Source organism: Altibacter lentus (genome assembly GCF_000746845.1).
GTDB classification, from domain to species: Bacteria; Bacteroidota; Bacteroidia; order Flavobacteriales; family Flavobacteriaceae; genus Altibacter; species Altibacter lentus.
Window position 1 is genome coordinate 2,992,316 of the sequence record NZ_KN050846.1, and the last position, 24,974, is coordinate 3,017,289.

Annotated in this window: 24 protein-coding genes; 23 read left to right on the forward strand and 1 reads right to left on the reverse strand. The window is 44.1% G+C overall.

The window, feature by feature from the left end; all coding sequences use genetic code 11:
- Nucleotides 1-91: 91 nt before the first annotated feature.
- From JS40_RS13960 to JS40_RS14050, 19 genes are all read left to right on the forward strand, one after another.
- On the forward strand, nucleotides 92-883 hold the full coding sequence (locus JS40_RS13960; protein WP_034261540.1) for a polysaccharide biosynthesis/export family protein: 792 nt from the start codon (nucleotides 92-94) through the stop codon (nucleotides 881-883).
- Nucleotides 884-3,355 (forward strand): GumC family protein, encoded by a 2,472-nt coding sequence (locus JS40_RS13965; protein WP_034261542.1) that lies wholly within the window; start codon nucleotides 884-886, stop codon nucleotides 3,353-3,355.
- A gap of 28 nt (nucleotides 3,356-3,383) precedes the next feature.
- A complete protein-coding gene (locus JS40_RS13970; protein WP_034261544.1) occupies nucleotides 3,384-3,986 on the forward strand; it encodes a sugar transferase in 603 nt (200 codons plus the stop codon).
- Between the two features lie 32 nt (nucleotides 3,987-4,018).
- On the forward strand, nucleotides 4,019-5,305 hold the full coding sequence (locus JS40_RS13975) for a nucleotide sugar dehydrogenase (protein ID WP_034261546.1): 1,287 nt from the start codon (nucleotides 4,019-4,021) through the stop codon (nucleotides 5,303-5,305).
- A 280-nt stretch (nucleotides 5,306-5,585) separates the two neighbouring features.
- Nucleotides 5,586-6,560, forward strand: a complete 975-nt coding sequence (locus JS40_RS13980) for an SDR family oxidoreductase (RefSeq protein ID WP_034261548.1) — start codon at nucleotides 5,586-5,588, stop codon at nucleotides 6,558-6,560.
- 1,145 nt (nucleotides 6,561-7,705) lie between these two features.
- Nucleotides 7,706-8,551: an ABC transporter permease gene (locus JS40_RS13985; protein WP_034261550.1), complete on the forward strand. Its 846-nt coding sequence runs from the start codon at nucleotides 7,706-7,708 to the stop codon at nucleotides 8,549-8,551.
- 1 nt (nucleotide 8,552) lies between these two features.
- Complete coding sequence (locus tag JS40_RS13990; protein WP_034261552.1) at nucleotides 8,553-9,755, forward strand: ABC transporter ATP-binding protein; 1,203 nt, start codon at nucleotides 8,553-8,555, stop codon at nucleotides 9,753-9,755.
- An 11-nt stretch (nucleotides 9,756-9,766) separates the two neighbouring features.
- On the forward strand, nucleotides 9,767-10,840 hold the full coding sequence (locus JS40_RS13995) for a DegT/DnrJ/EryC1/StrS family aminotransferase (RefSeq protein WP_034261554.1): 1,074 nt from the start codon (nucleotides 9,767-9,769) through the stop codon (nucleotides 10,838-10,840).
- Nucleotide 10,841: 1 nt separating this feature from the next.
- A complete protein-coding gene (locus JS40_RS14000; protein ID WP_034261556.1) occupies nucleotides 10,842-11,711 on the forward strand; it encodes a sulfotransferase family protein in 870 nt (289 codons plus the stop codon).
- Nucleotides 11,708-12,412: a methyltransferase gene (locus tag JS40_RS14005; protein ID WP_152558195.1), complete on the forward strand. Its 705-nt coding sequence runs from the start codon at nucleotides 11,708-11,710 to the stop codon at nucleotides 12,410-12,412. The genes JS40_RS14000 and JS40_RS14005 overlap by 4 nt, the downstream gene beginning before the upstream one ends.
- Complete coding sequence (locus tag JS40_RS14010) at nucleotides 12,405-13,424, forward strand: glycosyltransferase (protein ID WP_034261560.1); 1,020 nt, start codon at nucleotides 12,405-12,407, stop codon at nucleotides 13,422-13,424. Before JS40_RS14005 ends, JS40_RS14010 begins: the two co-directional genes overlap by 8 nt.
- Entirely contained in the window at nucleotides 13,421-14,359 is a 939-nt protein-coding gene (locus JS40_RS14015; protein ID WP_034261562.1) for a sulfotransferase family protein, read from the forward strand. The genes JS40_RS14010 and JS40_RS14015 overlap by 4 nt, the downstream gene beginning before the upstream one ends.
- Nucleotides 14,356-15,105, forward strand: coding sequence for an FkbM family methyltransferase (locus JS40_RS14020; protein WP_034261564.1), 750 nt, complete (start codon nucleotides 14,356-14,358; stop codon nucleotides 15,103-15,105). The genes JS40_RS14015 and JS40_RS14020 overlap by 4 nt, the downstream gene beginning before the upstream one ends.
- Nucleotides 15,105-15,887: a glycosyltransferase family 2 protein gene (locus JS40_RS14025; RefSeq protein ID WP_051957619.1), complete on the forward strand. Its 783-nt coding sequence runs from the start codon at nucleotides 15,105-15,107 to the stop codon at nucleotides 15,885-15,887. The genes JS40_RS14020 and JS40_RS14025 overlap by 1 nt, the downstream gene beginning before the upstream one ends.
- Nucleotides 15,884-16,681: a glycosyltransferase family 2 protein gene (locus JS40_RS14030; protein ID WP_051957620.1), complete on the forward strand. Its 798-nt coding sequence runs from the start codon at nucleotides 15,884-15,886 to the stop codon at nucleotides 16,679-16,681. The genes JS40_RS14025 and JS40_RS14030 overlap by 4 nt, the downstream gene beginning before the upstream one ends.
- Before the next feature lie 19 nt (nucleotides 16,682-16,700).
- A complete protein-coding gene (locus JS40_RS14035) occupies nucleotides 16,701-17,483 on the forward strand; it encodes a class I SAM-dependent methyltransferase (protein WP_201770365.1) in 783 nt (260 codons plus the stop codon).
- Complete coding sequence (locus JS40_RS14040) at nucleotides 17,480-18,550, forward strand: glycosyltransferase WbsX family protein (protein WP_034261566.1); 1,071 nt, start codon at nucleotides 17,480-17,482, stop codon at nucleotides 18,548-18,550. The genes JS40_RS14035 and JS40_RS14040 overlap by 4 nt, the downstream gene beginning before the upstream one ends.
- Complete coding sequence (locus JS40_RS14045; RefSeq protein WP_051957621.1) at nucleotides 18,550-19,443, forward strand: glycosyltransferase family 2 protein; 894 nt, start codon at nucleotides 18,550-18,552, stop codon at nucleotides 19,441-19,443. The genes JS40_RS14040 and JS40_RS14045 overlap by 1 nt, the downstream gene beginning before the upstream one ends.
- 44 nt (nucleotides 19,444-19,487) lie before the next feature.
- Entirely contained in the window at nucleotides 19,488-20,444 is a 957-nt protein-coding gene (locus JS40_RS14050; RefSeq protein ID WP_152558196.1) for a hypothetical protein, read from the forward strand.
- Here JS40_RS14050 and JS40_RS14055 read toward each other — a convergent pair whose 3' ends face one another.
- A complete protein-coding gene (locus JS40_RS14055) occupies nucleotides 20,445-21,119 on the reverse strand; it encodes a sulfotransferase family 2 domain-containing protein (protein WP_034261568.1) in 675 nt (224 codons plus the stop codon).
- Between the two features lie 102 nt (nucleotides 21,120-21,221).
- On the opposite strand from JS40_RS14055, the gene JS40_RS14060 reads away from it, so the two are divergent.
- From JS40_RS14060 to JS40_RS14075, 4 genes are read left to right on the forward strand one after another with little or no spacing between them, the layout of a single operon-like run.
- Nucleotides 21,222-22,046 (forward strand): glycosyltransferase family 2 protein, encoded by an 825-nt coding sequence (locus tag JS40_RS14060; protein WP_051957624.1) that lies wholly within the window; start codon nucleotides 21,222-21,224, stop codon nucleotides 22,044-22,046.
- Complete coding sequence (locus tag JS40_RS14935; protein ID WP_051957625.1) at nucleotides 22,036-22,821, forward strand: glycosyltransferase; 786 nt, start codon at nucleotides 22,036-22,038, stop codon at nucleotides 22,819-22,821. The genes JS40_RS14060 and JS40_RS14935 overlap by 11 nt, the downstream gene beginning before the upstream one ends.
- The gene (locus tag JS40_RS14070) at nucleotides 22,818-24,062 is read left to right on the forward strand and encodes a glycosyltransferase (RefSeq protein WP_034261570.1); all 1,245 of its coding nucleotides are present in this window, start codon (nucleotides 22,818-22,820) and stop codon (nucleotides 24,060-24,062) included. The genes JS40_RS14935 and JS40_RS14070 overlap by 4 nt, the downstream gene beginning before the upstream one ends.
- On the forward strand, nucleotides 24,059-24,973 hold the full coding sequence (locus tag JS40_RS14075; protein WP_034261572.1) for a class I SAM-dependent methyltransferase: 915 nt from the start codon (nucleotides 24,059-24,061) through the stop codon (nucleotides 24,971-24,973). The genes JS40_RS14070 and JS40_RS14075 overlap by 4 nt, the downstream gene beginning before the upstream one ends.
- Nucleotide 24,974 lies beyond the last annotated feature (1 nt).

The following is a 24,974-nucleotide window of genomic DNA, read 5'->3' on the forward strand; positions in this document are numbered from 1 at the left end:
CAAAATAAAGTGTTTTTAATCACTTCCCGTAAAATATGTTTTATTATTAATTTGGTTGCGTTATATTTGTTCACTTACAACCCTGCCTTCTATGAGATCTACCTTCCTGTTATTGCTATTGCTTGCTGTGGTATGTCTTTCTTCCTGTATATCGACCAAACAACTCACCTACCTTCAGGAAGACGCGCAAATGGATAGCCTTATCACCATCCAAAAGAAACAGGAACCGTATCGGTTGCAGGTCAATGATCTGTTGAGCATTCGGGTAAAGGCACTGGACCCGGAACTGGTGGATATTTTCAATCCGGTGGGTGAGACCAACGCCAATGCCACAGGAGAGCAACGTCTTTACTACGATGGCTTTGTGGTAGACCCTCACGGGAATATTCGGGTGCCTATTCTGGGAGAGATCAATGTACTGGGGCATACCGTGGAAGAAGTTCGAAAAGATATTGAGGCGCGCTTGTTACGGGATTACTTCAAGGCTGAGGCCAATGTGTTTGTAACGGTAAAACTTTCAGGGATACGCTATACCATTGCCGGCGAGATCAACGGCTCCGGCTCCAATATCATTTACAGGGATGAGGTGACGATTATGGAAGCCATCGCGAACAGTGGCGGGGTGCCTATCACTGGCGATCTTACCGATGTGATCGTGATCCGTCAGTACCCGGCAGGGCAAAAGGTCCATCATATCGATCTTACCAACATCAATGCGATGCATTCACCGTATTACCAGATAAAACCGAACGACCTTATTTTAATCAATCCGTTACCTCAAAAGGCGATCGGTACCGGCACCACCGGCTTACAGTCTTTTACCACTATTTTAAGTGTGGTCACCGCCCTTACCACGGTGATCCTTTTATTTATCCGACTATAGATGAGCGAAGAATTCGAAATACAGGAAGTCTCCACCACCTTCGACTTTAAAGGGTTCTTGGTCAAGCTTCTTAGCTACTGGCCTTTGTTCCTTATCTCACTGGCCATCTGTTTCGGGATCGCTTATTATATCAATGTACGCAAACTACCCGTCTATCAGATGAGCAATATGATCTCCATCAAGGACGATCAAAACCCTTTCTTTACCACCAACACCAGCCTTACCTTTAACTGGGGTGGGACCACCGACAAGGTGAATACAGCAGTAATTACCTTGAAATCCCGGTCGCACAATGAGAAGGTGGTCGACAGACTCCGGTACTATCTTACCTATTTGAAGGACGGGGAATACCAGCAGGTGGATGCCTACGGACAAACCCCCTTCGTGGTGGAAGTGGACACCACCCATCCACAGCTTATAGGAAGACAACTCACCATCGTCTTCAAGGATTCGGTGAACTTTAGCTTAAGCAGAAAGTTCGATGCCGGTTCAAAACAACTACAAAATTACAGTACACGGGAATTTTCTTCTGTCTATATGGAGGCCCAGGACTTCTCCAGAGATTATCAGCTGGGTCAAAAGATCGATCTGCCTTTTGTGGGGATCACCCTTTATCCCAATCCGGAGATGACCGTGGTACCGGGAAAACCCTATTACATACGTTTCTCTAATTTTGACGGCACGGTGAAGCAATACCTCGGTATTAGCGTACAACCGGAATCCCAAAACTCTTCGGTGCTTAACTTGCGGCTAACAGGTCTTAACAAGACCAAGTTAGTCGATTACCTCAATACTTCGGTAGAAGTGCTAAGCGAAGATATGCTGGAGCGGAAGAATCTCTTTGCTACCAAGACCATCAAATTTATTGACAGCAGCCTTGCGATCAAGGGAGAAGAGCTGAGCGATGTAGAGGAGGAATTGAACCGTTATAAGGATAAGAACGCCATTTTCGACTTAAGTGTGGAAGGACAGGAGATCAATAATAAATTGAACGCTCTTGATCTTCGTAAAGAAGCCATCGAAAAGGAATTGAGTTATTATGAGACGCTGGAGGAATACCTCATCAACAGGTCGGATTACAGCAATGTGCCGGCACCCTCGGTAGCCGGAATTTCTGAAAGTAGTATCGTTTCCGGCGTGGGACGTATCGTGGCACTTGCCGAAGACCGAAACAAGCTCCAGTACTCCTATAAGGAAGGAGCGCCCATCTTTGCAGACATCGACCGGCAGATCAATGCGGTGAAGTCGGTGTTGCTGGAGAATATCCTCTCCACCAAAGGGCTGAAGCGACGCGAACTACAATCCCTCGATCAGCAGATAGGGCAATATGAATACGAGATCCGAAAACTTCCGAAGGAACAACAGGAACTATTAAAGATAGAACGACGGTATAACCTGAGCCAGGGGGCTTACAACCTGTTCCTGGCCAAACGTAGTGAGGCGGGACTGGTAAAGGCAGCCAATGTGAGTGATGTACTTGTTATTGACCGGGCGAAAGATACGGGCGGAGGGAAGGTAGGTCCCAATACGCAGTTAAATTATTTGATGGCGGCTTTCTTCGGATTCCTCCTACCGTTTGTTTTAGTTTTCTTACGGGTCTTTTTCGATACGAAGATCCATACCGTCAAGGATATCGAGCGGCTTTCTAAAATCCCTATACTGGGCGTGATCGGTAAAAGCAGGTTGGAGAACAACCTGGCGGTGATAGAGAAGCCCAAATCGGCGATCTCCGAATCCTTCCGGGCATTGCGTTCCAGCTTGCAGTTCATCTATAAGAAACAAGGGCTCACAGGGTCCAAGACCGTACTGGTCACCTCCTCGGTGAGTGGGGAAGGGAAGACCTTCTGCTCCATTAACATTGCTTCGGTATTTGCCTTAAGCGAACGGAAAACCATCCTTATTGGGCTAGACCTTCGGAAACCTAAGATCTTTGGCGATTTCAATATCGACAACAGCCGCGGTGTGGTGAACTACCTCATTGACGACAGCGATCTTGATAGTATCATTCAAAAGACACAGGTACCGCATCTGGATGTGATCACCTCGGGGCCCATTCCGCCAAACCCATCCGAGCTCCTTATGAGCGACCGTATGGTGGAACTTATCGAAACCCTGAAAGAAACCTACGACTATATCATTCTGGATTCGCCTCCACTGGGGCTGGTTTCCGACTCCCTGGCGCTATCCAAATTTGCCGATGCGACGCTCTATATGGTGCGTCAGAACTACACCAAGCGAGGTATGTTCGCAATGATAAATGAGAAGTACAAGCGAGGCGAGATCACCAACATCAGTTTTGTGATGAACTTCTTCGAGGACAAGGCAAAATACGGGTATGGCTACGGCTATGGGTATGGCTACGGTTACGGGTATGGCTACGGCTACGGAGGCTATGGTAACGGATATCACGAAGACGACCGAAAACCTACTTTGCGACAGCGCATTCAGCAGTATTTTAAACGCAAGCAGTAGCCTTGCATCGCATTCTTAATAATGCATCATGACCCTACAGCCACTCACAAAAGGACAGTTGCTTCTAAAACGTACGTTCGATCTATCTATTTCCATTCTGGTACTGCCGTTTGTGATAATTCCTTTAATTTTGCTGCTTGGTATGGCCCGTATAAGTACGGGTGCCCCGGGGCTGTTCGTTCAGCAACGGGTAGGGAAGGACGGTGTCCTTTTCCCATTGTATAAGATACGCTCGTTAAAGGGCCGATACCATATTGACATTTATGCCATACAACAAAGTGAGACTCGTTTTGGACGATGGCTTCGGAAAAGCAAGTTGGATGAACTCCCCCAGCTCTTCAATGTGCTGAAAGGCGATATGAGCCTGGTAGGGCCGCGGCCTGATGTGGCAGGCTATGCCGATCGGCTGGAAGGGGAAGACCGTATCATTCTTACGGTACGTCCCGGGATCACAGGTCCTGCGACACTAAAATACAGGGACGAAGACCAGTTGCTGGCACGACAGGAGCACCCAATTGATTATAATGACCGGGTGATCTGGCCGGATAAGGTGGCCATCAATAAACAATACATTGAAAACTGGAGCCTAAAGCGCGATATATATTACCTTTGGGTCTCCGTTTTTAAATAACCGTTATAAACCCCGTTTCGGCGGAACGAACTATGAAAGAACAACCTACCATTGCGATCATCGGACTTGGATATGTGGGCTTACCCCTGGCGGTAGCCTTTGCTGAAAAGTATCGCGTGATCGGTTTCGATATCAATGAGAAACGTATTGCCGAGCTTCAATTAGGTACCGACCATACGCTGGAAGTGGAGACACCCCACTTGCAAAAGGTACTGCAGGGTACGGCGAGCACGGGATTGCGCATCAGTCATCAAGCGGAAGCCATGGCAGATGCAGACATCTATATCGTTACCGTGCCTACACCCACCAACAAATACAATCAGCCCGTGCTTACCCCTCTCATCAAGGCCAGCGAAACTGTTGGGAACGTCCTTTCAGAAGGGAATATCGTCATCTACGAATCAACCGTCTATCCGGGTGTCACCGAAGAGACCTGTGTACCCATACTGGAACAGGTGTCCGGACTTACCTTCAACACACATTTCTATGCCGGGTATTCGCCCGAACGCATCAATCCGGGAGATAAAGAACATACAGTGACCAAGATCCTTAAGGTCACCTCCGGGTCGACCCCCAAGGTCGCACACTATATCGATGGACTATACGGCTCCGTGATCACGGCAGGGACGCATCTCGCTCCCTCCATCAAAGTAGCGGAAGCAGCCAAGGTCATAGAGAACTCACAGCGGGATATCAACATCGCTTTTGTGAACGAACTCTCCAAGATCTTTAGATTGCTGGATATCGATACACAGGCCGTGCTGGAAGCAGCAGGGACCAAATGGAACTTTTTGAAGTTCTCCCCGGGTCTGGTAGGAGGACACTGTATTGGAGTGGATCCCTATTACCTGGCTCAAAAGGCGGAAGAAGAAGGCTATAACCCGGAGATCATACTGGCCGGACGCCGTATGAACGACGGTATGGGCGCTTATGTGGCCCATGAGGTGGTGAAACTGATGATACGGAAGGATGTAAAGGTGAAGAACGGGAAGGTGCTTATCCTTGGGATCACCTTTAAGGAGAACTGCCCCGATATTCGCAACAGCAAGGTGATCGATGTGATCAGTGAACTGGAGAAGTACAATCTCAATATCGATGTCTACGATCCCTGGGCCAATGCCGATGAGGTGGCACAGGAATTCGGGATCACACTGCATACCGATGTGTCCCAATTGGAGCGCAGCTACGATGCCATCATCCTAACGGTGGCGCACGAGAAGTTCCGCGGGCTTTCACTGGCAGACTATAAGGCCGAAAACGCCGTGGTATTCGATGTGAAGAGCTTTTTGCCTAAAGAGACCATCGACGGGCGGTTGTAGGATGGATTGTCACTTCGAGTGATGCGCTGCAAGCGCATTGTATCGAGAAGCGTTGATTGGATTCTTCGCTTTGCTCTGAATGACATGCCAACTGTCATTCCGAACGCAGTGAGGATTCTCTGGATTCTTCGCTTTACTCTGAATGACATGGCAACTGTCATTCCGAACGCAGTGAGGAATCTCTGGATTCTTCGCTTTGCTCTGAATAACATGGCAACTGTCATTCCGAACGTAGTGAGGAATCTCATAAATAAAAAATAATTATAATAACAATAGCAAGGTGTACACAAAACCGTATCATAAAGAAGATCTTTCCCAATACAGCTTTCTGGTAACAGGAGGAGCCGGATTTATAGGTTCCAACCTCGTACAATACCTGCTCCGGTTCGGAGCGAAGAAGGTGCGGGTACTGGACGACCTTTCCACCGGAAAGCGTACCAATCTGCTTCCCTTTAAGGACCATTCGGCTTTTGAGTTTATCAAGGGCGACATCCGGGATCCGGAGACCTGTAAACAGGCCATGGAGGGGATGGACTTCGTCTCGCATCAGGCAGCGCTGGGGTCAGTGCCACGTTCCATCAACGACCCGATCACCTCCAATGCCGTGAATGTGTCCGGTTTTCTCCATATGCTGGTAGCACAAAAAGAAAGTGAAACGGTAAAACGCATGGTCTATGCCGCCTCCAGTTCCACCTATGGCGATAGTAAGACCCTTCCCAAAGAGGAAGGGGTCATCGGGAAACCGATCTCTCCCTATGCCGTGACCAAACTGGTGAACGAGATCTATGCCGATGTATTTTTTAAAACCTATAACACCGCTACCATCGGACTGCGATACTTCAATGTCTTTGGGCCCAATCAGAGTCCCACAGGGGCGTATGCGGCGGTAATCCCTTTATTCATGCAAGCCTTGAAAGATGAGGTCTCACCCACCATCAACGGGGATGGCAAGCAGACCCGCGATTTTACCTTTGTAGAGAATGCAGTACAGGCGAATGTGAAAGCCTTCTTCGCTTCGGAAGCAGCGGTAAATGAAGTCTTCAATGTAGCGTATGGGGAACGCATCAGCTTAAATACCTTGTGGAAAGAACTACAAGCCATTTCAGGAAAAGAGCTCCCTGCTGTGTACGGTCCGCCACGGCAAGGGGATGTACGCGATTCCCTGGCCAATATCAACAAGGCCCGACGGTTGCTGGGCTACGAACCCCGGTTTTCAGTAGCGGATGGGTTGAAGGTTACCTGGAAGCAGTTTTAGTGATTGATTGTTTTTTTTATTCTTCTCTTCTTTTCTTTTTTCCATTGATGAAAAAAGAAACAAAAAAATCTAGGCTGCAGAAACCATCCCTAAATGCTACGTCGGTTCGCTACACGTTCCGAACTCGGTCTGCTTGCGCAGCCCTCAGACAGCGTAACGCGCTTAACGCTGCACCTTCTTGCATTTTACGGGATGTTTTCTGAGGCCGTGTTTTGATTCTAAGCGGCTTTCTCTTTTATAGTGCTGACTCATTACTAACTCCTAAGTCCTAAATCCTATTACTGGCTATTTACTCTTCACTACTCACCACTCACCATTCACCATTCACCATTCATCACTCACCATTCACCACTCACCAATCACTACTAACATGTGTCACTTCGAGTGATGCGCTGCAAGCGCATTGTATCGAGAAGCGTTGATTGGATTCTTCGCTTTGCTCTGAATGACATGGCAACTGTCATTCCGAACGCAGAGAGGAATCTCGTGATACCGTTTCGTGCATTTAGAATAGAAATTTGCTTACTCCTAACCCCTATTTCCTATCCTTTCACAACGCAATATATTATGCATGCATAGCACATAAACGCTTCTTTTTATATAAAATTTTGAATATTAACATGTTAGGGAAGTTTTCTTACTTTTTTAGGAGGTAAAACCAATCCAGAACACTTGGTCACGAACGCCTAGGTTACTAGCTGGTAACAGTGTGGTAACTTAGTGGCTAGTGTATGGAGAGTGTATGTAAAACAGAAAGTGACACAAAGGAACATAAAATGACATAAAGTGACACAAATGAACATAAAGTGACATAAAATGGCCATAATTGGACAAAACCGGACAATTTCAGCAAAAAGTGCCTTTTTGTGTCGAAAAGGGTCAAAAACGGAAGTGCTGTATACGAAGCGTGCTGGGATGACGTTTTGAATCTGAGGTACAACAGCAACCACCCTGAGCGGCAGAAGCCCTGGGGTATGGGGAACCGAAGGTAGTAGCGGTATAAAATAATTACAAAACGGAAGGTCTAGAAGGGCCCTGTGCAAGGACTTACGTCCCTACATGAGAATACAACATAAACCTTTTTCTATCGGTTCATAATTAGTATCTTAGTCCCCACAACGTAACCCCAGTCGTATCCCTGGCCTATGGCTTTGCAAACCAAAATTTACCAAAAAGAGAACAACCTGCGTCTAGGGAAGTTAATAAGGGAGAGTATAAGTGATATGTATGCTTCCCGGTTCCTCGCCAAGCAACTGGCCATACGGGATATCAAAGGACAATACCGGCAATCGTATCTGGGTCTTATCTGGGCATTTATCACACCCCTTGCCACAGCGGCCATCTGGATCTTTCTGAACAGTTCGGGAACCCTGCGTATCTCCGATACCGGAATCCCTTATCCGGTCTTTGCTTTTTCAGGTACCTTGCTTTGGTCCATCATTACCGAATCCATCAATGCGCCCATGAACAATACCAACAGCGCACGAAATATTCTGTCCAAGATCAATTTTCCGAAGGAAGCCCTTATTATTACAGGCTTGTATAAACTATTATTCAATAGTGGCATTAAAGTACTGCTATTGTTCGTGTTCGTTTTCGCCTTTGGGGTTGGTTTTCACTGGACCCTCTTGCTTTTTCCGTTGATCCTACTGGCCGCTGTATTGTTCGGCACCACCATAGGACTCTTTCTAACTCCTTTGGGAATGCTTTATACCGATGTGAACCGTACCATTGGTTTTGTGCTTCGGTTTGTAATGTATGCCACCCCGGTGGTCTACGCCGTGCCTAAGGATGGTATTTTGAAGTGGGTCATGGAGTTGAATCCCATCACGCCCATCGTGACCGTAGCGAGGGATGCGCTGGTAGGCGGCGATTTTCACTATTTGCTGTATTTTTCTATTGTGGTGGCGGTATGTGTCCCCTTGTTCTTTATCGCCATGGTGATCTACCGCATCTCTATTCCAATCATTGTTGAACGATTAAGCGCCTGATATGAGTGAGGAAGTATTGGTACAAGTAGAAGGATTGTCGAAAAAGTTCTGCAAGGATCTTAAGACGAGTCTGTTGTACGGGGTGAAAGACCTGTTCTACAGTCTGTCCGGGAATACCTCGGAACGCAGCTTGCGCAACAAGGAGTTCTGGGCGGTAAAGGATATCAACTTCGAACTGCGCCGCGGGGAATGTCTGGGACTTATAGGCCATAACGGCGCCGGAAAGTCCACTTTATTAAAAATGTTGAACGGCCTTATCAATCCCGATGCGGGAAAGATCACGATGCGGGGTCGTGTGGGTGCTCTTATCGAACTGGGTGCCGGATTCAATCCTATCCTGAGCGGTCGTGAGAACATCTATAACAACGGGGCGGTGCTGGGATTCTCAAAAAAAGAGATCGATGGCAAAGTAGAAGAGATCATTGATTTTGCCGAATTACGGGAGTTCATTGATATGCCTGTACAGAACTACAGCAGCGGGATGAAGGTACGACTGGGTTTTGCTGTGGCTGCCCAAATGGAACCCGATGTGCTTATTATTGATGAAGTATTGGCGGTTGGGGATTTGGGTTTTGTGTTAAAATGCTTTAAACAAATTGATAGGATCTTGCCAAAGACAGCTATTGTTTTTGTGTCCCATAGTATGCCAATGGTTTCGCGCATTTGTAATCAAATTATATTAATGGACCAAGGCGAGGCTGTTTTTCAGGGAACAGATGTGGGTAAAGCAATTGATAAATATTATTCAAGATTTTCAGACAATGAAAGCAGCGTAGTTTTTGATGATGGAAGTATAGAGAAGGTGGAGGTCAATTTGATTCATGAAAAGGCTAGTTCTGAAAATAAAATATTGCATTGGGGAGAAGATCTTCGATTACAACTAAAGCTTAAAGTAAAGGCATCAATGGAAATCCCCGTGTTCAATATTATTATTATGGACAAAGAACAGCGACCTGTTGCTATATTGGAAAGAAAGTACTTTGAATCGAGAACCGTTGAGGCACAAAATGAAGTTGAATTTACAATTACTCATCCAAATGTGCAGCTATCTAAAGGGATATATTTTATAAGTATTGCCGTGCTAAAACAAGTAAACTTAGAGCCATTATTACGTATTAATAATTTATCTACTTTTCAAATAGTCCATGATGAACAACATTGGCAGCCATTTTTATTAAAGACCTCTTATGATATTGTTAGGTAAAAGAATTTGTAATGATTAATGTAACCAAAACCTTTTTACCCCCGCAAGAAGAATACAATGCTATTCTTAAACGCGCCTGGGATACAGGGTGGATTACCAACCGAGGTGTTTTGGTTAAAGAACTTGAGAAAAAATTAATAGAATATCTCGATGTCCCTAATATCATTGCGATGACCAATGGTACTCTGCCAATCCAAATTGCTATTAAAGCTCTGGGTTTAACAGGTGAGATCATCACTACTCCATTTAGTTATGTTGCCACTACAAGTAGTATCGTCTGGGAGGGCTGTACACCTGTTTTTGTCGATATACACCCTGATTATTTAACTATTGATGAGACCAAAATTGAAGCGGCCATAACTTCCCAAACTTCGGCAATACTAGCAACTCACGTCTTTGGTAATCCGTGTGCGGTAGAAGAAATTGAAGCGATTGCCTACAAGCATAATTTAAAAGTTATTTATGATGCAGCTCATTGCTTTGGGGTTTCTTATAAAGGCAAAAGTATTTTTGAATATGGAGATGTGAGCACAAGTAGTTTTCACGCAACCAAAATATTTCATACTGGCGAAGGTGGAGCATTATTTTGTAAACCGGAGTATTTTGATTCTATGTATTTCCACCACAATTTTGGTCACAACGGTCCGGGTGAATTTAGCGCTGTAGGTATAAATGCAAAAATGAGCGAACTTCAAGCAGCAATGGGGTTAGCAGTGTTGCCTTATTTAAACAAAATAATAGATGGGCGACAAACAGTGATAAGTAGGTACCGAACGGCATTTGATGGTCTGAATATCAAGAGTATTAAGATCCGTGAAGGAAGCAAATGGAATTATAGTTATTATCCAATTATTTTAAAATCGGAAACAGAATTGTTGGAATTAGTAAAAGCTTTATTAAATGAAAATATAAACACGAGAAGATATTTTTATCCTTCGCTAAATACTTTAAAATACGTAGCAAGAAGTGAAATGCAAATTTCAGAACAAATTTCTAACAGTATTTTATGCTTGCCGGTTTATATGGACTTATCTGAAACAGAACAGCTAAAAATTATTGAAATAGTAAATAAAAGAGTCTCATAAAATGTCTAATTTTTTGTGGAATCAACCTATTTTCATTTTAGGGAATCCAAGATCTGGTACTTCGCTATTAAGAATCATGCTTCATAGTCATCCGGAAATTTGTATTCCACCAGAATCTCATTTTTTTCTTTGGTTGGAAGGAAAGTATAGAAACTGGGATAGTCAACTCTTGGAAACTTATCTAGACGATTTATATAATTCAACTAAGTTCGAGACTTGGGGACTTGACCGAACCGAACTAAAGAATTTCATAGATAGATATTCACCGCAAACCTACGAATATTTAGTAAGTCTTATTTATAAATTTTACGCTGTTAAAGAGGCGAGGAAACCCTGCTATTGGGGAGATAAAAATAGCCTTTGGATAGAGAAATTGGATAAAATTAAAGCGTACTATCCTAATGCATTTATTGTTCATTTAATACGTGATGGAAGAGATGTAGCTTGTTCATATAAAGAAATATATAAAAAAAATATAAATACCACTTATGCTCCTAAACTTCCAAATGAGATTGCTGAAGTAGCTGAAAATTGGAATGTTAATAATATTTCAATTGAAAAATTTTTAAAAAAGTTTCCTGAAAAGCAGCATGTACAGATTAAATATGAGGAATTGTTAAGCTCGCCTAAATCTACCTTGCAAAAAATATTGGACCCTTTAGGTTTGGAAATGAAAAAGGCACAACTTGAATACTATCTCAAAGACAAAAACGATATAGAGCCTGCGGAATTTTTTAACTGGAAAGAAAAATTAGTTCAACCTCCTGATATAAATAACGCTGGTAAATACCTTCATATGCTGTCCCAAAATGAGATTAATGAATTTAATAGGATTGCTTATCAGTCCTTGTCAAAATACAATTATATATGATGAATTCTAAGGTATATTATAATAGTATTTCAAAAACCTATAAAGCGCAATCTAATGAAAGATTGTCATATTTAAATGCTATAGACGATCATGTGATTGAAACGATGAAGAATACTTCTAACTTACATTATTTAGATATAGGTTCAGGTGATGGAAGAAGAGCTCTAAAAATAGCAAATAGCTTGAATACCGCAGAACTTTCGTTATTAGATGATAGCGATGGAATGTTGAATTTATTAGATGATAAAGAAGTCAAAATACATGAGACTTCCTATTTTGATTTTAATACAAATAAAAAATACGATTTAATTACCTGTTTATGGAATGTGATAGGTCATTTTCCTTCTAAAAAACACCGCTTAGAATTCTTCAGGAAGGCTGAAAAAATGCTTACAAAAAGAGGAATCCTAATATTCGATGTTAATAATAGATTAAATATAGCTCACTACGGATCTGAGAATGTGATGAAAAATTTGATAGCTGAAAGAAGTAATACGGAAGATGTTGGTTGGTTCTCAATTGGCGACAAAAATGTTGGAACTAAAGTTTATATACATAGTCCTTTCGATATAAGTGAATATTTGAAGAACACTTCGTTACATCTATTAAAGACGCTCTATGTGAACTATGAAACCGGGAAAATAGAAAAAACATTTTTTGAGGGTCAGCTTCTCTATGTTATAGGAAAAAAGGATGAATGAAAAACCACTTGTAAGTATTCGATTAATGGTTTACAATAACGAACCATTTGTAAAAAAAACTATTGAAAGCATTTTAATGCAAAAAACAGATTTTGCTGCTGAAATAGTGGTAGGTGATGATTTCTCAAGTGATAATACTTTGGAAGTTATAAAATCCTACATGGATACAGAAAAGATTACTGTAAGAATTTTGGACAGGCCAAAAGGGGGAGCTTATTGGCTAAAGAGAAAAAAGAAAAATGCGTCCGTGCGTACTAATTTTCTTGATATAGTAGAAAATTGCCAAGGCAAGTACATTGCATTATTAGATGGAGATGACTACTGGATTGATCCTCTCAAATTACAAAAGCAAGTAGATATATTAGAAGCCAATCCACAATTGGTAGCTTGTCATCACTGGCAAAAACTAGCGATAGAAACTGAACATGGGTATACCGAAATAGAAGCCCCTAAAGATGGATACGGATATTATCCGTACGAAGCAGATGTAAAGTCAATTTTTGAAAATAAAATGCGAGTTAAAACGCGTACGGTAATGTTTCGTAATATTATTAATACTTCTGAAATCTTAGATAATTTTTCAAAAGCAGCTTTTACCGATGTCCCCTTAAGTTTTGTACTGGGTAAATATGGTAACTTCGGTTTTATAGATGAAGAAATGGCGGTTTATCGACAAACAGATGCGGGAGTATCTAAACTTGGTCTAAAAGAGTTAGGTTATAATAAATTCATGGTCCAACATTACAAAAACTGGATCGAGATCTGGGATTATGCAGACAAATTTTATGGTTATGAATATCATAAAGAAGCGACCGAAACGATCATTGGTTTTTATAAAACTATGTTCACCCATCTTCCAAGGACTGTGCATTCTTTTTTTAAAGTTTTATATTACGATCTGTTTAAGCGCAATATTCCTTTTTATCGCAAGATCTCTTCACTAAAATGGATTGTGTTTTATTACAGTAAAAAGTTTAAGGCTAAACTAAAAGGGAAATTGAAAGCTTCATGAGTGAAGAAAAATTAATATTCATTATTTCACAACCACGAGCGGGCTCAACGTTCCTGCAACGTTTGTTATCCAATAACAACCATGTAAATACTACCAGTGAACCATGGATATTACTGCATTGTGCTGCTATTTTAAAACCAGAATTACTGAATGCTACGTTTAGCAATACACTCACCGAATGGGCTTATGATGAATATAAAAAGAGCTTTCCCAACTTTGATTTTCAAAAAATTGAAAAGGAATATATTCTCTCTTTATACAAACCATTAGCCCAGGACTATCAATATATTATTGATAAAACACCTCGATATTGGGAGCTTATTGATGAAATACCGGATGTCTTCCCCAAGGCCAAAATTATTGTTCTTAAGCGTAACCCCGAGACAGTTCTCACTTCTATGATGAGAACCTGGCAGTTAAATAGCGTTAAAGAACTTAGTCGTTTTCACAGAGATCTGTTAGTTGCTCCAAAAAGGCTTCAACATTTTCTTGATGCACATTCCCAGAATCAGAATGTGTTGGAGGTTAGGTATGAAGATCTAAAAAAGAATTTAGCTACTGAAACCGAAGCCATTTACAATTGGCTTAATATACCTTACCATAAAGACGTACTTGATATCGAAAGAAATACGAAAATAAAGGGTGTATTTGGGGATCCATATCAAAACAGCAAAACATCATATGCCGCATTAGCATCACAAAAATCAGCAGAACAACTTTCAGAAAAACAAATGAATTTTATACACGCCTATCTTGATTTTCTTGGCGGTACTTTTTTAGGTAGATACGGCTATACAAACGTTAAAAAGACCAAAAGGATACGATCTTTAGCCTTTGAAAATTTCAAAACCTTGCAACATGAAGATCATCATTGGAAGCATGATGCGATCTCCCCAATAAAAAAGAAATTCTTGGGGTTATTTAACAGATTATGAGAAAGCTGGTAAAAAAATTATTTAGAAAGGCGGGCTATAAGATTTCAAAAATTGAAAGGAAACCCAGTGCGAAAAAACCTGTGGTAAGCTCCGACTTTTTTACCACTCAAAATGCCTTGGTTCGATGTAAGAACCGAAATTTAAAAATCAATACTGTTATTGACGTAGGGGCGTCCGATGGTCGCTGGTCCGGGAACTGTATGGACGCATACCCGTCGGCACATTATTTTCTGGTCGAGGCGCAGCAAGATCATTTGCCGGGGCTACAAACATTTGTTGCCGCCCATAAGAATGCCTCGTTTGTCTTGGCCGCTGCCGGGAGTGAAAACGGTACGATCTATTTTAATAACGGCGAACTATTTGGCGGGGTGGCTTCCGATACGCCTTTTAAAGAAAACTCCATAGAAGTGCCTGTCGTTTCTTTGGATTCTGAAATAGAAAAAAGAAATTTACAACCGCCCTTTCTACTAAAGCTGGACACCCACGGTTTTGAAGTGCCCATACTGGAAGGTGCCAGGCAGGTCATTTCAAAGGCCAACCTGATCATTATTGAAGCGTACAATTTCAATATTGAGGCGCACAGCCTTCGGTTCTGGGAACTTTGCGCGTATATGGAACAGCAGGGTTTTCGTCCGCTGGAGATCGTGGATCTTATGGCCAGAGAAGTAGACCGCGCCTTTTGGCAAATGGACATCTTTTTTATTAAGAAGGAGGATCCCATCTTCAGTTATACTAAATACCGCTAATGCAAGCAGGTTTCCCTAAAATATCAGTCGTGACCCCTAATTATAATTTAGGCGCTTTTCTCGAGAGAACGATCACTTCGGTCCTGGACCAAAAGTACCCGAACCTGGAATACATCATTATAGACGGCGGAAGTACAGACCACTCCCTTGATATCATTGCGCGGTACCAACACAAACTAGCGTACTTTGTAAGCGAGCCGGATAAGGGGATGTATGATGCCATTAACAAAGGATTTTCGGTGGCCACGGGAGATATAATGTGCTGGATCAACAGCGACGATATTTTCTGGGAGGGAAGTTTTACCCATGTAGCCAGGCTATTTACCGAACATACACATGTGCAATGGCTTCAGGGCTATCCCACGGTGATCAATGAAACCGGAGAAATGATCTATAAAAGAGACCCGGTGGTGTCCCCCGAACATTTTTATACAAAGAAGTTTCTGGAGGACGGCCGTTATATTCAGCAGGAATCCACCTTCTGGACCAAAGCACTTTGGGAGAAAGCGGGCGGGCATGTGAGTGAAACATATACTCTGGCCAATGATTTTGAATTGTGGATGCGTTTTTTTAAGCATGCAACATTACACGCCACAAGACAACAACTGGGTGCCTTTAGAGTGCGAGCCGGACAGCAATCCGCAAATGCCGAACGATACAGCAAAGAAGCCGAAGCCTGTGTGGATCGTTATTATGCATCACTACCATTTTATAAAAAGCTAACTTTATGGTACCGTACACATTTTAATCACAACACCCCTGTAACGTATATAGATCCATGACCTTTTTTTCCATCATCATACCCACCTATAATTCTGAAGAGACCCTGGGCCTTTCCTTAGCGAGTATTGCCGGGCAGCGCTTCAGGGATGTTGAGGTATTGATCATGGACGGTGCTTCCACCGATGGTACCGTAGCGGTAGCCGCTGCCTTTAAAGACAGCCTTCCGAAGTTAACCGTATACAGTGAAGAAGACGAAGGCATCTATGATGCCATGAACAAAGGCATTGCTAAAGCCGAAGGCGCATGGTTGTATTTTATGGGAAGTGACGATCGACTGCACAGCCCCGAGATACTTCAAAAACTGTACGAAACCCTTTCTCAAACGACAGCCCATGTAGTGTACGGAAATGTAGAAATTGCAGGAAATACCGGCTGGGCGAAGGACGGAACCCTCTATGATGGTCCGTTCGACCTTCCAAAATTACTCAACAGGAATATTTGCCATCAGGCAATGCTGTACAGATCGGCTTTTATAAAGGACGAGATCGGTCTGTTCAATACACGCTATACCGTAGTATCGGACTGGGATCTCAATTTGAGGTGCCGGGCCAGATCCCCTTTTCAATACGCAGACCTGACCATTGCGTATTTTGCGGCAGGAGGCGTTTCTACCGATGGCAACGATGAAGCGTTCGCTAAGGACAGGATCGATAATATCCTGCGCTATTTTAACATAGGTGTGTTCAATAAACTGGTAAATACACCCCTGTTTGAATGTTATCACGATATCAAAAAAAAGCAACGAGCCGAGGCGCCTTTGCGCTATTATTTTAGCAAGATGTTACAGAAATAACCCGTAAATTATATCCCATTTGAAGAACCGTCTAAAGAAATATATACGAAAGAAAGTACGATCGCTCTACGAGGATCGTATAGGTTCTTTCTTTTTCAAGCAAAAAGGACACTGTCCCTGTTGTGAACAGGATGTGCTGTTTATAGCAAGTCACCAATGGTTGCGGGATTTTTTCAAGTGCAATAATTGCGGTTCTATTCCAAGAGAGCGCGCGTTGATGCTCACCATCAAGACGCAGTATCCGCAATGGAAACAACTAACGATCCATGAATCCTCACCGGGAAACAGCGGACATAGCCGGCTGCTTAAAAAAGAAGCATCGCAGTATCTGGAAACACAGTTTTTCTACGGTGAAACCCCGGGAGCCATTATCAAGGGCGTACGCAACGAAGATCTGGAGGAGCAAACGTTTCCCGACGAAAGTTTCGACCTAGTTATCACCTCCGATGTCATGGAGCACATCTATGATCCCGAGAAAGCCTTTAAAGAGATCCATAGAACCCTTAAACCCGGGGGGGCGCATATTTTTTCGGTACCGTTGATCAACAGGTTCAAACCCACGCAGCGCTGGGCGACCAAAGGGGAAAACGGAGAACCTGTATTCCTTTACGAACCCGAATGGCATGGGAATCCTGTGGATAAAAAAGGATCTCCTGTGACCATGCACTGGGGGTATGATATTATCGATTTTATTAAAGAGCATACGGGCGCAGTTTGTGAAATAGTATATTACGATGATCTGGATCACGGGATCAGAGCAGAGTTCAGAGAAATTATTGTTGCCAAAAAACCAGAACAATGAGTAAACGAAGAGCCATAGCCTTTGTGTTGCCACAATTTCACCCTATACCGGAAAATGACGCGTGGTGGGGAAAAGGATTTACCGAATGGACCAATGTGACCAAGGCGCGTCCTTTGTTCGAAGGCCATTACCAGCCACAATTACCGGCCGATCTTGGATTCTATGATCTGCGTTTACCCGAAGCAAGAGAAGCTCAGGCAACCCTGGCAAAGGAGCATAATATCCATGGGTTCTGTTACTATCACTACTGGTTCAACGGAAAACGATTGCTGCATAAGCCGCTGGACGAGATGCTGCGTTTGGGAACCCCTGATATGCCCTTTATGTACTGCTGGGCAAACGAGAACTGGACCAGACGATGGGATGGACAAGAGCATGATATACTCATTGAACAAACTTACTCCGAAGAAGATGATGAAGCCCATATACGATGGTTATGTGAACATGTGTTCCCGGATAAAAGATATATCACCGTGAATGGTGCTCCGGTCTTTATGATCTATCGTCATAGTCTGTTTCCGGACATACAAGCGACCCTTGCCTTATGGCGTACCACAGCCGTTGAAGAATACGGTTTTCCGGGTCTATACCTGTGTATGACAGAAAGTTTTAACACACAGGACGATCCTACTGCCTTTGGTTTTGATGCCGCCGTAGAGTTTTCTGCCCACGCTATACTGGGATATGATTGTACTCCTAAGCACAAGAGATCCTTCTTAAAAAAGCCAAAGCATAATCTAGCGTTCAAGGACTTTGAAAAGGGAGTAAAGGTCTCCATTTCAAGAGCGCAACCCGATTATAAATTCTTCCGGTCGGTAACACCTGCCTGGGACAATACCGCAAGAAAGGGCGTTAATGGGGTGGTAGCCTTAGGGAGCAGTCCCGAGCTGTACACAAAATGGTTGAAAGAAGCGCTTTCAAGATCTGAAGTATACAGTGATGATGAGAACTTTATCTTTATCAATGCCATGAATGAATGGGCCGAAGGGAATCACCTGGAGCCCTGCCGGAAGTACGGGCTCTCTTATTTGGAAGCGACAAAGCGTGTTTTAGAAAATTATACTTAATGATGGTCTCCATTATAGTCCCAAATTACAATCATGAACCGTATCTGCGGAAGCGTCTGGATTCTATTTTTGACCAGACCTACCGCGATTTCGAAGTGATCCTTTTGGACGATTGCTCCACAGACAACAGCGTGTCCATCTTACAAGAATATGCAAAAAGGCCTCAGGTGTCTCACCTGATCATCAATAAGGAGAATTCCGGGGGGCCCTTCAAACAATGGAAGAAAGGAATAGAATTGGCGAAGAGCGATTGTGTATGGATCGCAGAGAGTGATGATTACAGTGACACGACATTCCTTGAAAGACTGGTCCCGTTCCTTAAGAAGGATGTGGGTATCGTCTTTTCAGGACTGACCATCGTTGAACATGACAAGAGTACAGACTATGTAGCACTGGAAGAAGGCTTTCATAAAGGGACACAGCTACTTAGTACAGATATGATCACCGGTAATTTATTTATCAATGCCAACTGTGTGCTGTTCAATAAGACATACATCAGCAAGAAGCAATTGAACCGAATATGTGATTTTAAAATTTGCGGCGACTGGTCCCTGTGGAATCATATCCTTACCAAAGCCAATGTGTATTTCGTAAAAGAACCGCTGGCCTTTTACAGGAAGCATCAAAGTGCAACGACCGAAGGGCTGTACAATAATCAGGTATTTTACAGAGAAGCCGTTAGCGTAGCGAAAGTATGTATACATGCCTTAGGGAATTATTACCACCATAATGCAAGGGCGATACGGTTTTACAGTGATCTGGTACGGTCTTCTGCGTTATCTGAAACGATCAAGCAAGAGCTGTTCACATTAATAAATGATACTTTTAAGCCGAATTTCTATATCAATCTATTCCGAAGGGTCGTAAGAAAACTAAAAAGAGCAGGCTCATAAAGGTGCCCCGGAACAACCGATATATTCAATAAAAGAAAACAACATTGCAAACACCCGTCCTCTATTTGATCTTTAACAGACCCCCGGAAACGAGGGAGAGCTTTGCGGTGCTTCGGAAGGTGCAACCCAAAAAACTCTACATCGCCGCCGACGGTCCGCGCAAGAGCGTAGCAGGGGAGGCGGCGGTATGCCGGGAGGTGCGGGACCATGTGTTGACCCATATCGACTGGGATTGTGAGGTCAAGACCTTGTTCAGGGAAGAGAATCTGGGATGCCGCAAGGCGGTACAGGGGGCGTTGGACTGGTTCTTTAATGCGGAACCCATGGGCATTATCCTGGAAGACGATGTGATCCCGCATCCCTCTTTTTTCCCGTATGCCACGCGACTGCTGCACAAACATGAGAACGATACCGATATCTTTTCCATCAATGGCTGTAACATAGGTTATGAGAACGAAACACAGCCCTACGGTCTCACCCGATACTTCAATATGTGGGGATGGGCCACCTGGCGACGCACTCACATACTGGTGAAAGAATCCTGGGATGCCGTGCCGTTAAAGTCCGATTTCAAGCATGGCTCTCCCTTGCTCGCCTCCTTAAAGCTCAAGACTATCTGGCCGCTGGAGGAATGGTATGCTTTGTGGCGCGGTCATTTTAAGAATACCTTGAACGGTAAGATCGATACCTGGGACTACCAATGGGTCTATACCTGCCTTAAGCAAGAGAAATATGCCATAAGGCCCAATGTGAACCTGGTGAGCAATATAGGGTTCAACGAAGCAGCGACCCACACCAAGAATATGGACGGGCTAAGCCCTACGCAATTACAGTTGTCTGCGATCGATATTGAGGCACTGGATGACTGCAGTCCGGAAGTCGATCCCCGTTATGAGATTCGATTCGTGGCAGAGAAGTGGCAACACTTACCTATCGATTATACATTGTTATTGAAAAAGCTGTGGAAGAAGATAGGTGCGATGCTAAGAATCCGGAAATAATTACGTGTCAAACTCAAACTTAAAATAATCGATCTCTTCTTTAAAAAGTTTGTAGACCAGATCTTTGGTTTCCTTATCGTATACTTCTCTGTAATCCCGGTAGGGGTACGAATTCAGTTTAGGTAAGGTACTGTCCGGGATACCAAGGGTATCACATACATGCGCGAAATCCTCCTTCAGGTTCTCAAAACGACCTATAAAATCAATATCGTTCATTCCCCTGTTGGTTTCAATATACCGAAGTTGTGACAGATGTTTCACGTCTATTTTTTGTTTTACAAATTCCTTGAATGATAATGGGGTTACATCCATTTGGTACTTTTTTTTGTGAAAAAAATCATCTTTCATCACCATGGTGTAATATGAAAATACGCGTGTCCAGGAATTTCTGACAAACGTGAACTTGTAATATGTTTTGAATTGTGTAGCGGTGATCTCCGGGTCAATTGCATTCCTGAGGTGCGGAATAATTCTATTATAATTCCCTCTTTTAGCAGTATATAAGGATTTTTTCAAATGGAGAATTCTATTGGTGTTCTCTTTAATTTCCTGTAAGGTTCTATGATCCTGTGCTCCAAATGTCAATTCCTCAAAATGGCCTAATTTCTTTTCGATACTGGTACCTGCGGTTTTAGGAATGTGTATGAACACACATTGATGTTTTTTTGAAATCATAAAGATAGATTAAGAACCATTTTTGAAAAGGCTATATTTACAAAGCTAATTGAATTATGACAATACGTAGTTGTTGAATATTTAATTTAGGTTTCCATACTTATGACTGCATTATCTATAATTACGGTAAATTATAACAATGTTACAGGCTTACAAAGAACCATCGAGAGTGTTGTGGCCCAGCAATGCAGCGGTATAGAATTTATCGTCATTGACGGAGGTTCCACCGATGGCAGTGTGGCCCTCTTGGAAAAGCATAGCGAACACATTACGTATTGGGTAAGTGAACCCGATGCCGGTGTATATCACGCCATGAACAAGGGAATCGCAAAAGCCACAGCAGCCTATGTGCTATTCCTGAACAGTGGAGATCATTTCTATCATGATAAGGTACTTCAAGAAGCCTTGCCTTTTCTTACAGAAACAGACCTGATCGCTTTTGATATACAGGTGAAGGGCGAAACGACCGATTATGTAAAAGCACATCCGGACCACCTTCAGTTTTCCTATCTCTATCACAAGACCTTAGCGCACCAATCGGTATTTATAAAAAGAGAATTGCTGGAAGCTGTTGGAGGGTACGACACTTCTCTTGCCATAGCCGCCGACTGGAAGTTCTTTTTAGATGCGCTTGTTCGTAAACAGTGCAGTTATACCGCCGTACATTCTATTTTAAGTGTCTATTATCTAGATGGCATGAGTGCGACCGCTAAAGGGACCAATCTTCGGAAACAGGAGCGCAGAAAGGTGCTGAAGGAGTCGTACGGATTATTTCTGGATGATTACCGGGCACTGGACCAATTACAATTGAATCGTTTCAAGATGCTCACTGCGCTGGAACGATCAGGTCCGGGTAGAAAGATCGTTTCCGCAGTCTTAACCGTACTGTTATTTTTGTTCACCGGTAAAAAACCAAGTGATCTGTAAAACACTCGAAACCACTCCTATGATCCCAAAGATCCTACATTATTGCTGGTTCGGACCACACCCCAAAAGTGCGGTGGCCCTGCAGTGTATGGAAAGCTGGCGCATCCATTGCCCCGACTACGAGTTTAAAGAGTGGAACGAGACCAGCAGTAAGCCCTATCTGCAACCTTTTGTCAAGGATGCCTTGCGGAAAAAGCAGTATGCCTTTGCGGCCGATGCCGTTCGCGTGCAAGCCTTGTACGAGCATGGCGGGATGTACCTGGATATGGATATGCTGTTATTGCAATCTCCCGAGATCCTGCGATCCAACGATTTCTTTTCCGGATTTGAAGTACCGGGCCGCGTGGCCTACGGGTTCTTCGGGGCTGTGCCCGGACATCGGTTCCTTGCCGCAATGACCGACTTCTATAGTAAGAAGCGCTTCGATTCGTTTCATCCGCCGGTGATCACACACGCCTTCAAGGACCGCATCACTACCGAACAACTTAGGGAGCGTGAAATACTGTTCGAACCCGAGGTGTTCTATCCCTTACCCTATGAGCAAAAGGACGCACCCTACACCGATTTTATTAGTCCGCGTACCATTGCCGTGCACCTCTGGGACCACTCCTGGGCGAAGGAAAAGGACGAATCCTCGCAAAGGCTGCTGAAGAATTTAAGTATGGTACTCACCGATTACCTTGGGTATGACTATCCTTTTTCTTATTTTCAGCGGTACGGACGGGAGTTCAGTCGCAAATTGTACCACCGTTTACGTCATAGATCGTCCTCATGAAAGTCTTGCACATCACCACATCGTCCCGAGGCGGGGCCGGGATCGCAGCCTGGCGCCTGCATACTGCTTTGCGTTCGCAGGGGATCGCATCGGCATTCCTGGCCAAGGATACCTGTGTGAACTTTGAAGGAGAGACCGTCGCCGATCCCTTCTTTGCCTACCACCGTGCGTCGCTGAGCAAAAGGATCCTGCGAAAGCTGGGGCACTGGGTGTATCCTACCGAAGGCCATCTGCTGGAAGCGAACCTGCGGGACCGAAAACAGCTGCTGCAGTACGAACAACTAAGCCTGCCGTTTTCAAAATTCGAGCTTCAGGAGCATCCGCTGGTACAGGAAGCCGATGTCCTTAATTTGCACTGGGTGACCGGGATCCTGGACTACGAGCGCTTCTTTGGGGTCAATACCAAGCCCCTTGTGTGGACCCTGCACGATCGCAATCCGTTCTCCGGCCTCTTCCACTATAAAAGAGATGAAACCCTCAATGCGCCGCGCATTCCCCGTCTGGAAGCACGGGTACGGGTCCAAAAGCGAAAGGCAGTGGCGCAGATCGCGAAAGGAGCCATTGTGGCACCTTCGCAGTGGCTGCTTGAAGCCGCACACGACAGCGGCGTCTTCGATCATATCCCCCTTCAAAAATGCATTGCCAATGCGGTAGATCCGCTATTCTTCGCCGAAAGCAAGGCCGATGACACCCGACATTCCCTGGGGATCGACCCCGATGCATTCGTAGTATTGCTTGTAGCGGGGAGTCTGGACATTCCGCGGAAAGGAATACAAATATTCATAGATGCTCTGGAAGCACTTCCACAACTGTCGCTTACGGTACTGACCGTAGGAAAAGGCAGCTTAGAGCTCACCCATGAAGCCCATACCGTCCATTCTTTGGGTATGATCTCGTCTCCTGAAACACTACGTGACTATTACCGGGCCGCCAATGTCTTTGTGTTGCCCAGTACCGAGGACAACCTGCCCAATGTACTACTGGAAGCAATGGCATGTGGTACTCCTGTTATATCATTTGCCGTAGGGGGAATGAAGGAACATGTGATCCACAAAAGTACAGGTCGGCGCGCTAAGAAGGTGTCGGCAAAGTCCCTGGCCAAGGAGATCGAGAAAATGTATGGGGAACACGATGGGTATGACGCTAAGACCGTTCAGGCGTATGCCAAAGCACATTTCGATCCGGTGCAACAAGGCCAACGGTATTATAACCTCTACCAAAAACTAGTGAGCGCCTCATGAAAAAAGCATTACAACACGTATTAAACCGGTTGCCATACGTTCGGGGCCTGCACGCACAGGTAACATCCTATAAAAAAAATGCCTGCTATCCCCCCGCGCATTATTATTCTCCTATTGTATCGGTGGCGGAGGTGAAGGCCAGGGAAGCGGAGATATGGAAAGGACTTCAAACAGACGGTATTTCCGGTATCGCATTGAACACCGAAGCCCAGCGGGCCCTGGTCCAATCATTCTATCCGTATTATGCAGAGATGCCCTACGGGTCGTCTGCCCAAGAAGGGCTGCGGTATCGTTTCGACAACTCCATGTATACCTATACCGACGGGATCTTTCTGTACAGCATGCTACGACACCTTAGACCCAAGCGGGTCATTGAAGTAGAATCGGGTTTCTCTTCCTCTCTTATGCTGGATGTGAATGCCTTGTTCTTTTCCAATGAAATGGAGCTTTCCTTCATTGAGCCTTACCCCAAACGTCTCTTGGATACCATCTCGAAGGAGGATGCGTCGCACATCACTTTATTGGAAAAGAAGGTACAAGAGGTGCCGGTATCCTTTTTCCAAACACTTGAAAAAGGGGACATCCTCTTTATAGACAGTACGCATGTTTCAAAGTGCGGCAGCGATGTGAACTACATCCTGTTCGACATCCTTCCGGTGCTTGCTCCCGGGGTCTTTATTCATTTTCACGATATCTTCTATCCGTTCGAATATCCCAAGGGCTGGGTGTACGGCGGAAGGAACTGGAACGAGAATTACCTGCTGCGTGCCTTTCTGATGCATAATAACACGTACAGCATTACCTTGTTCTCGCATTACCTGCATACGCACCACAAGGATCTTTTTGGTGCGTTACCACTGGCACAACAGAATGCCGGCGGGAATCTGTGGATCGAAAAAACAGCGCACTAAG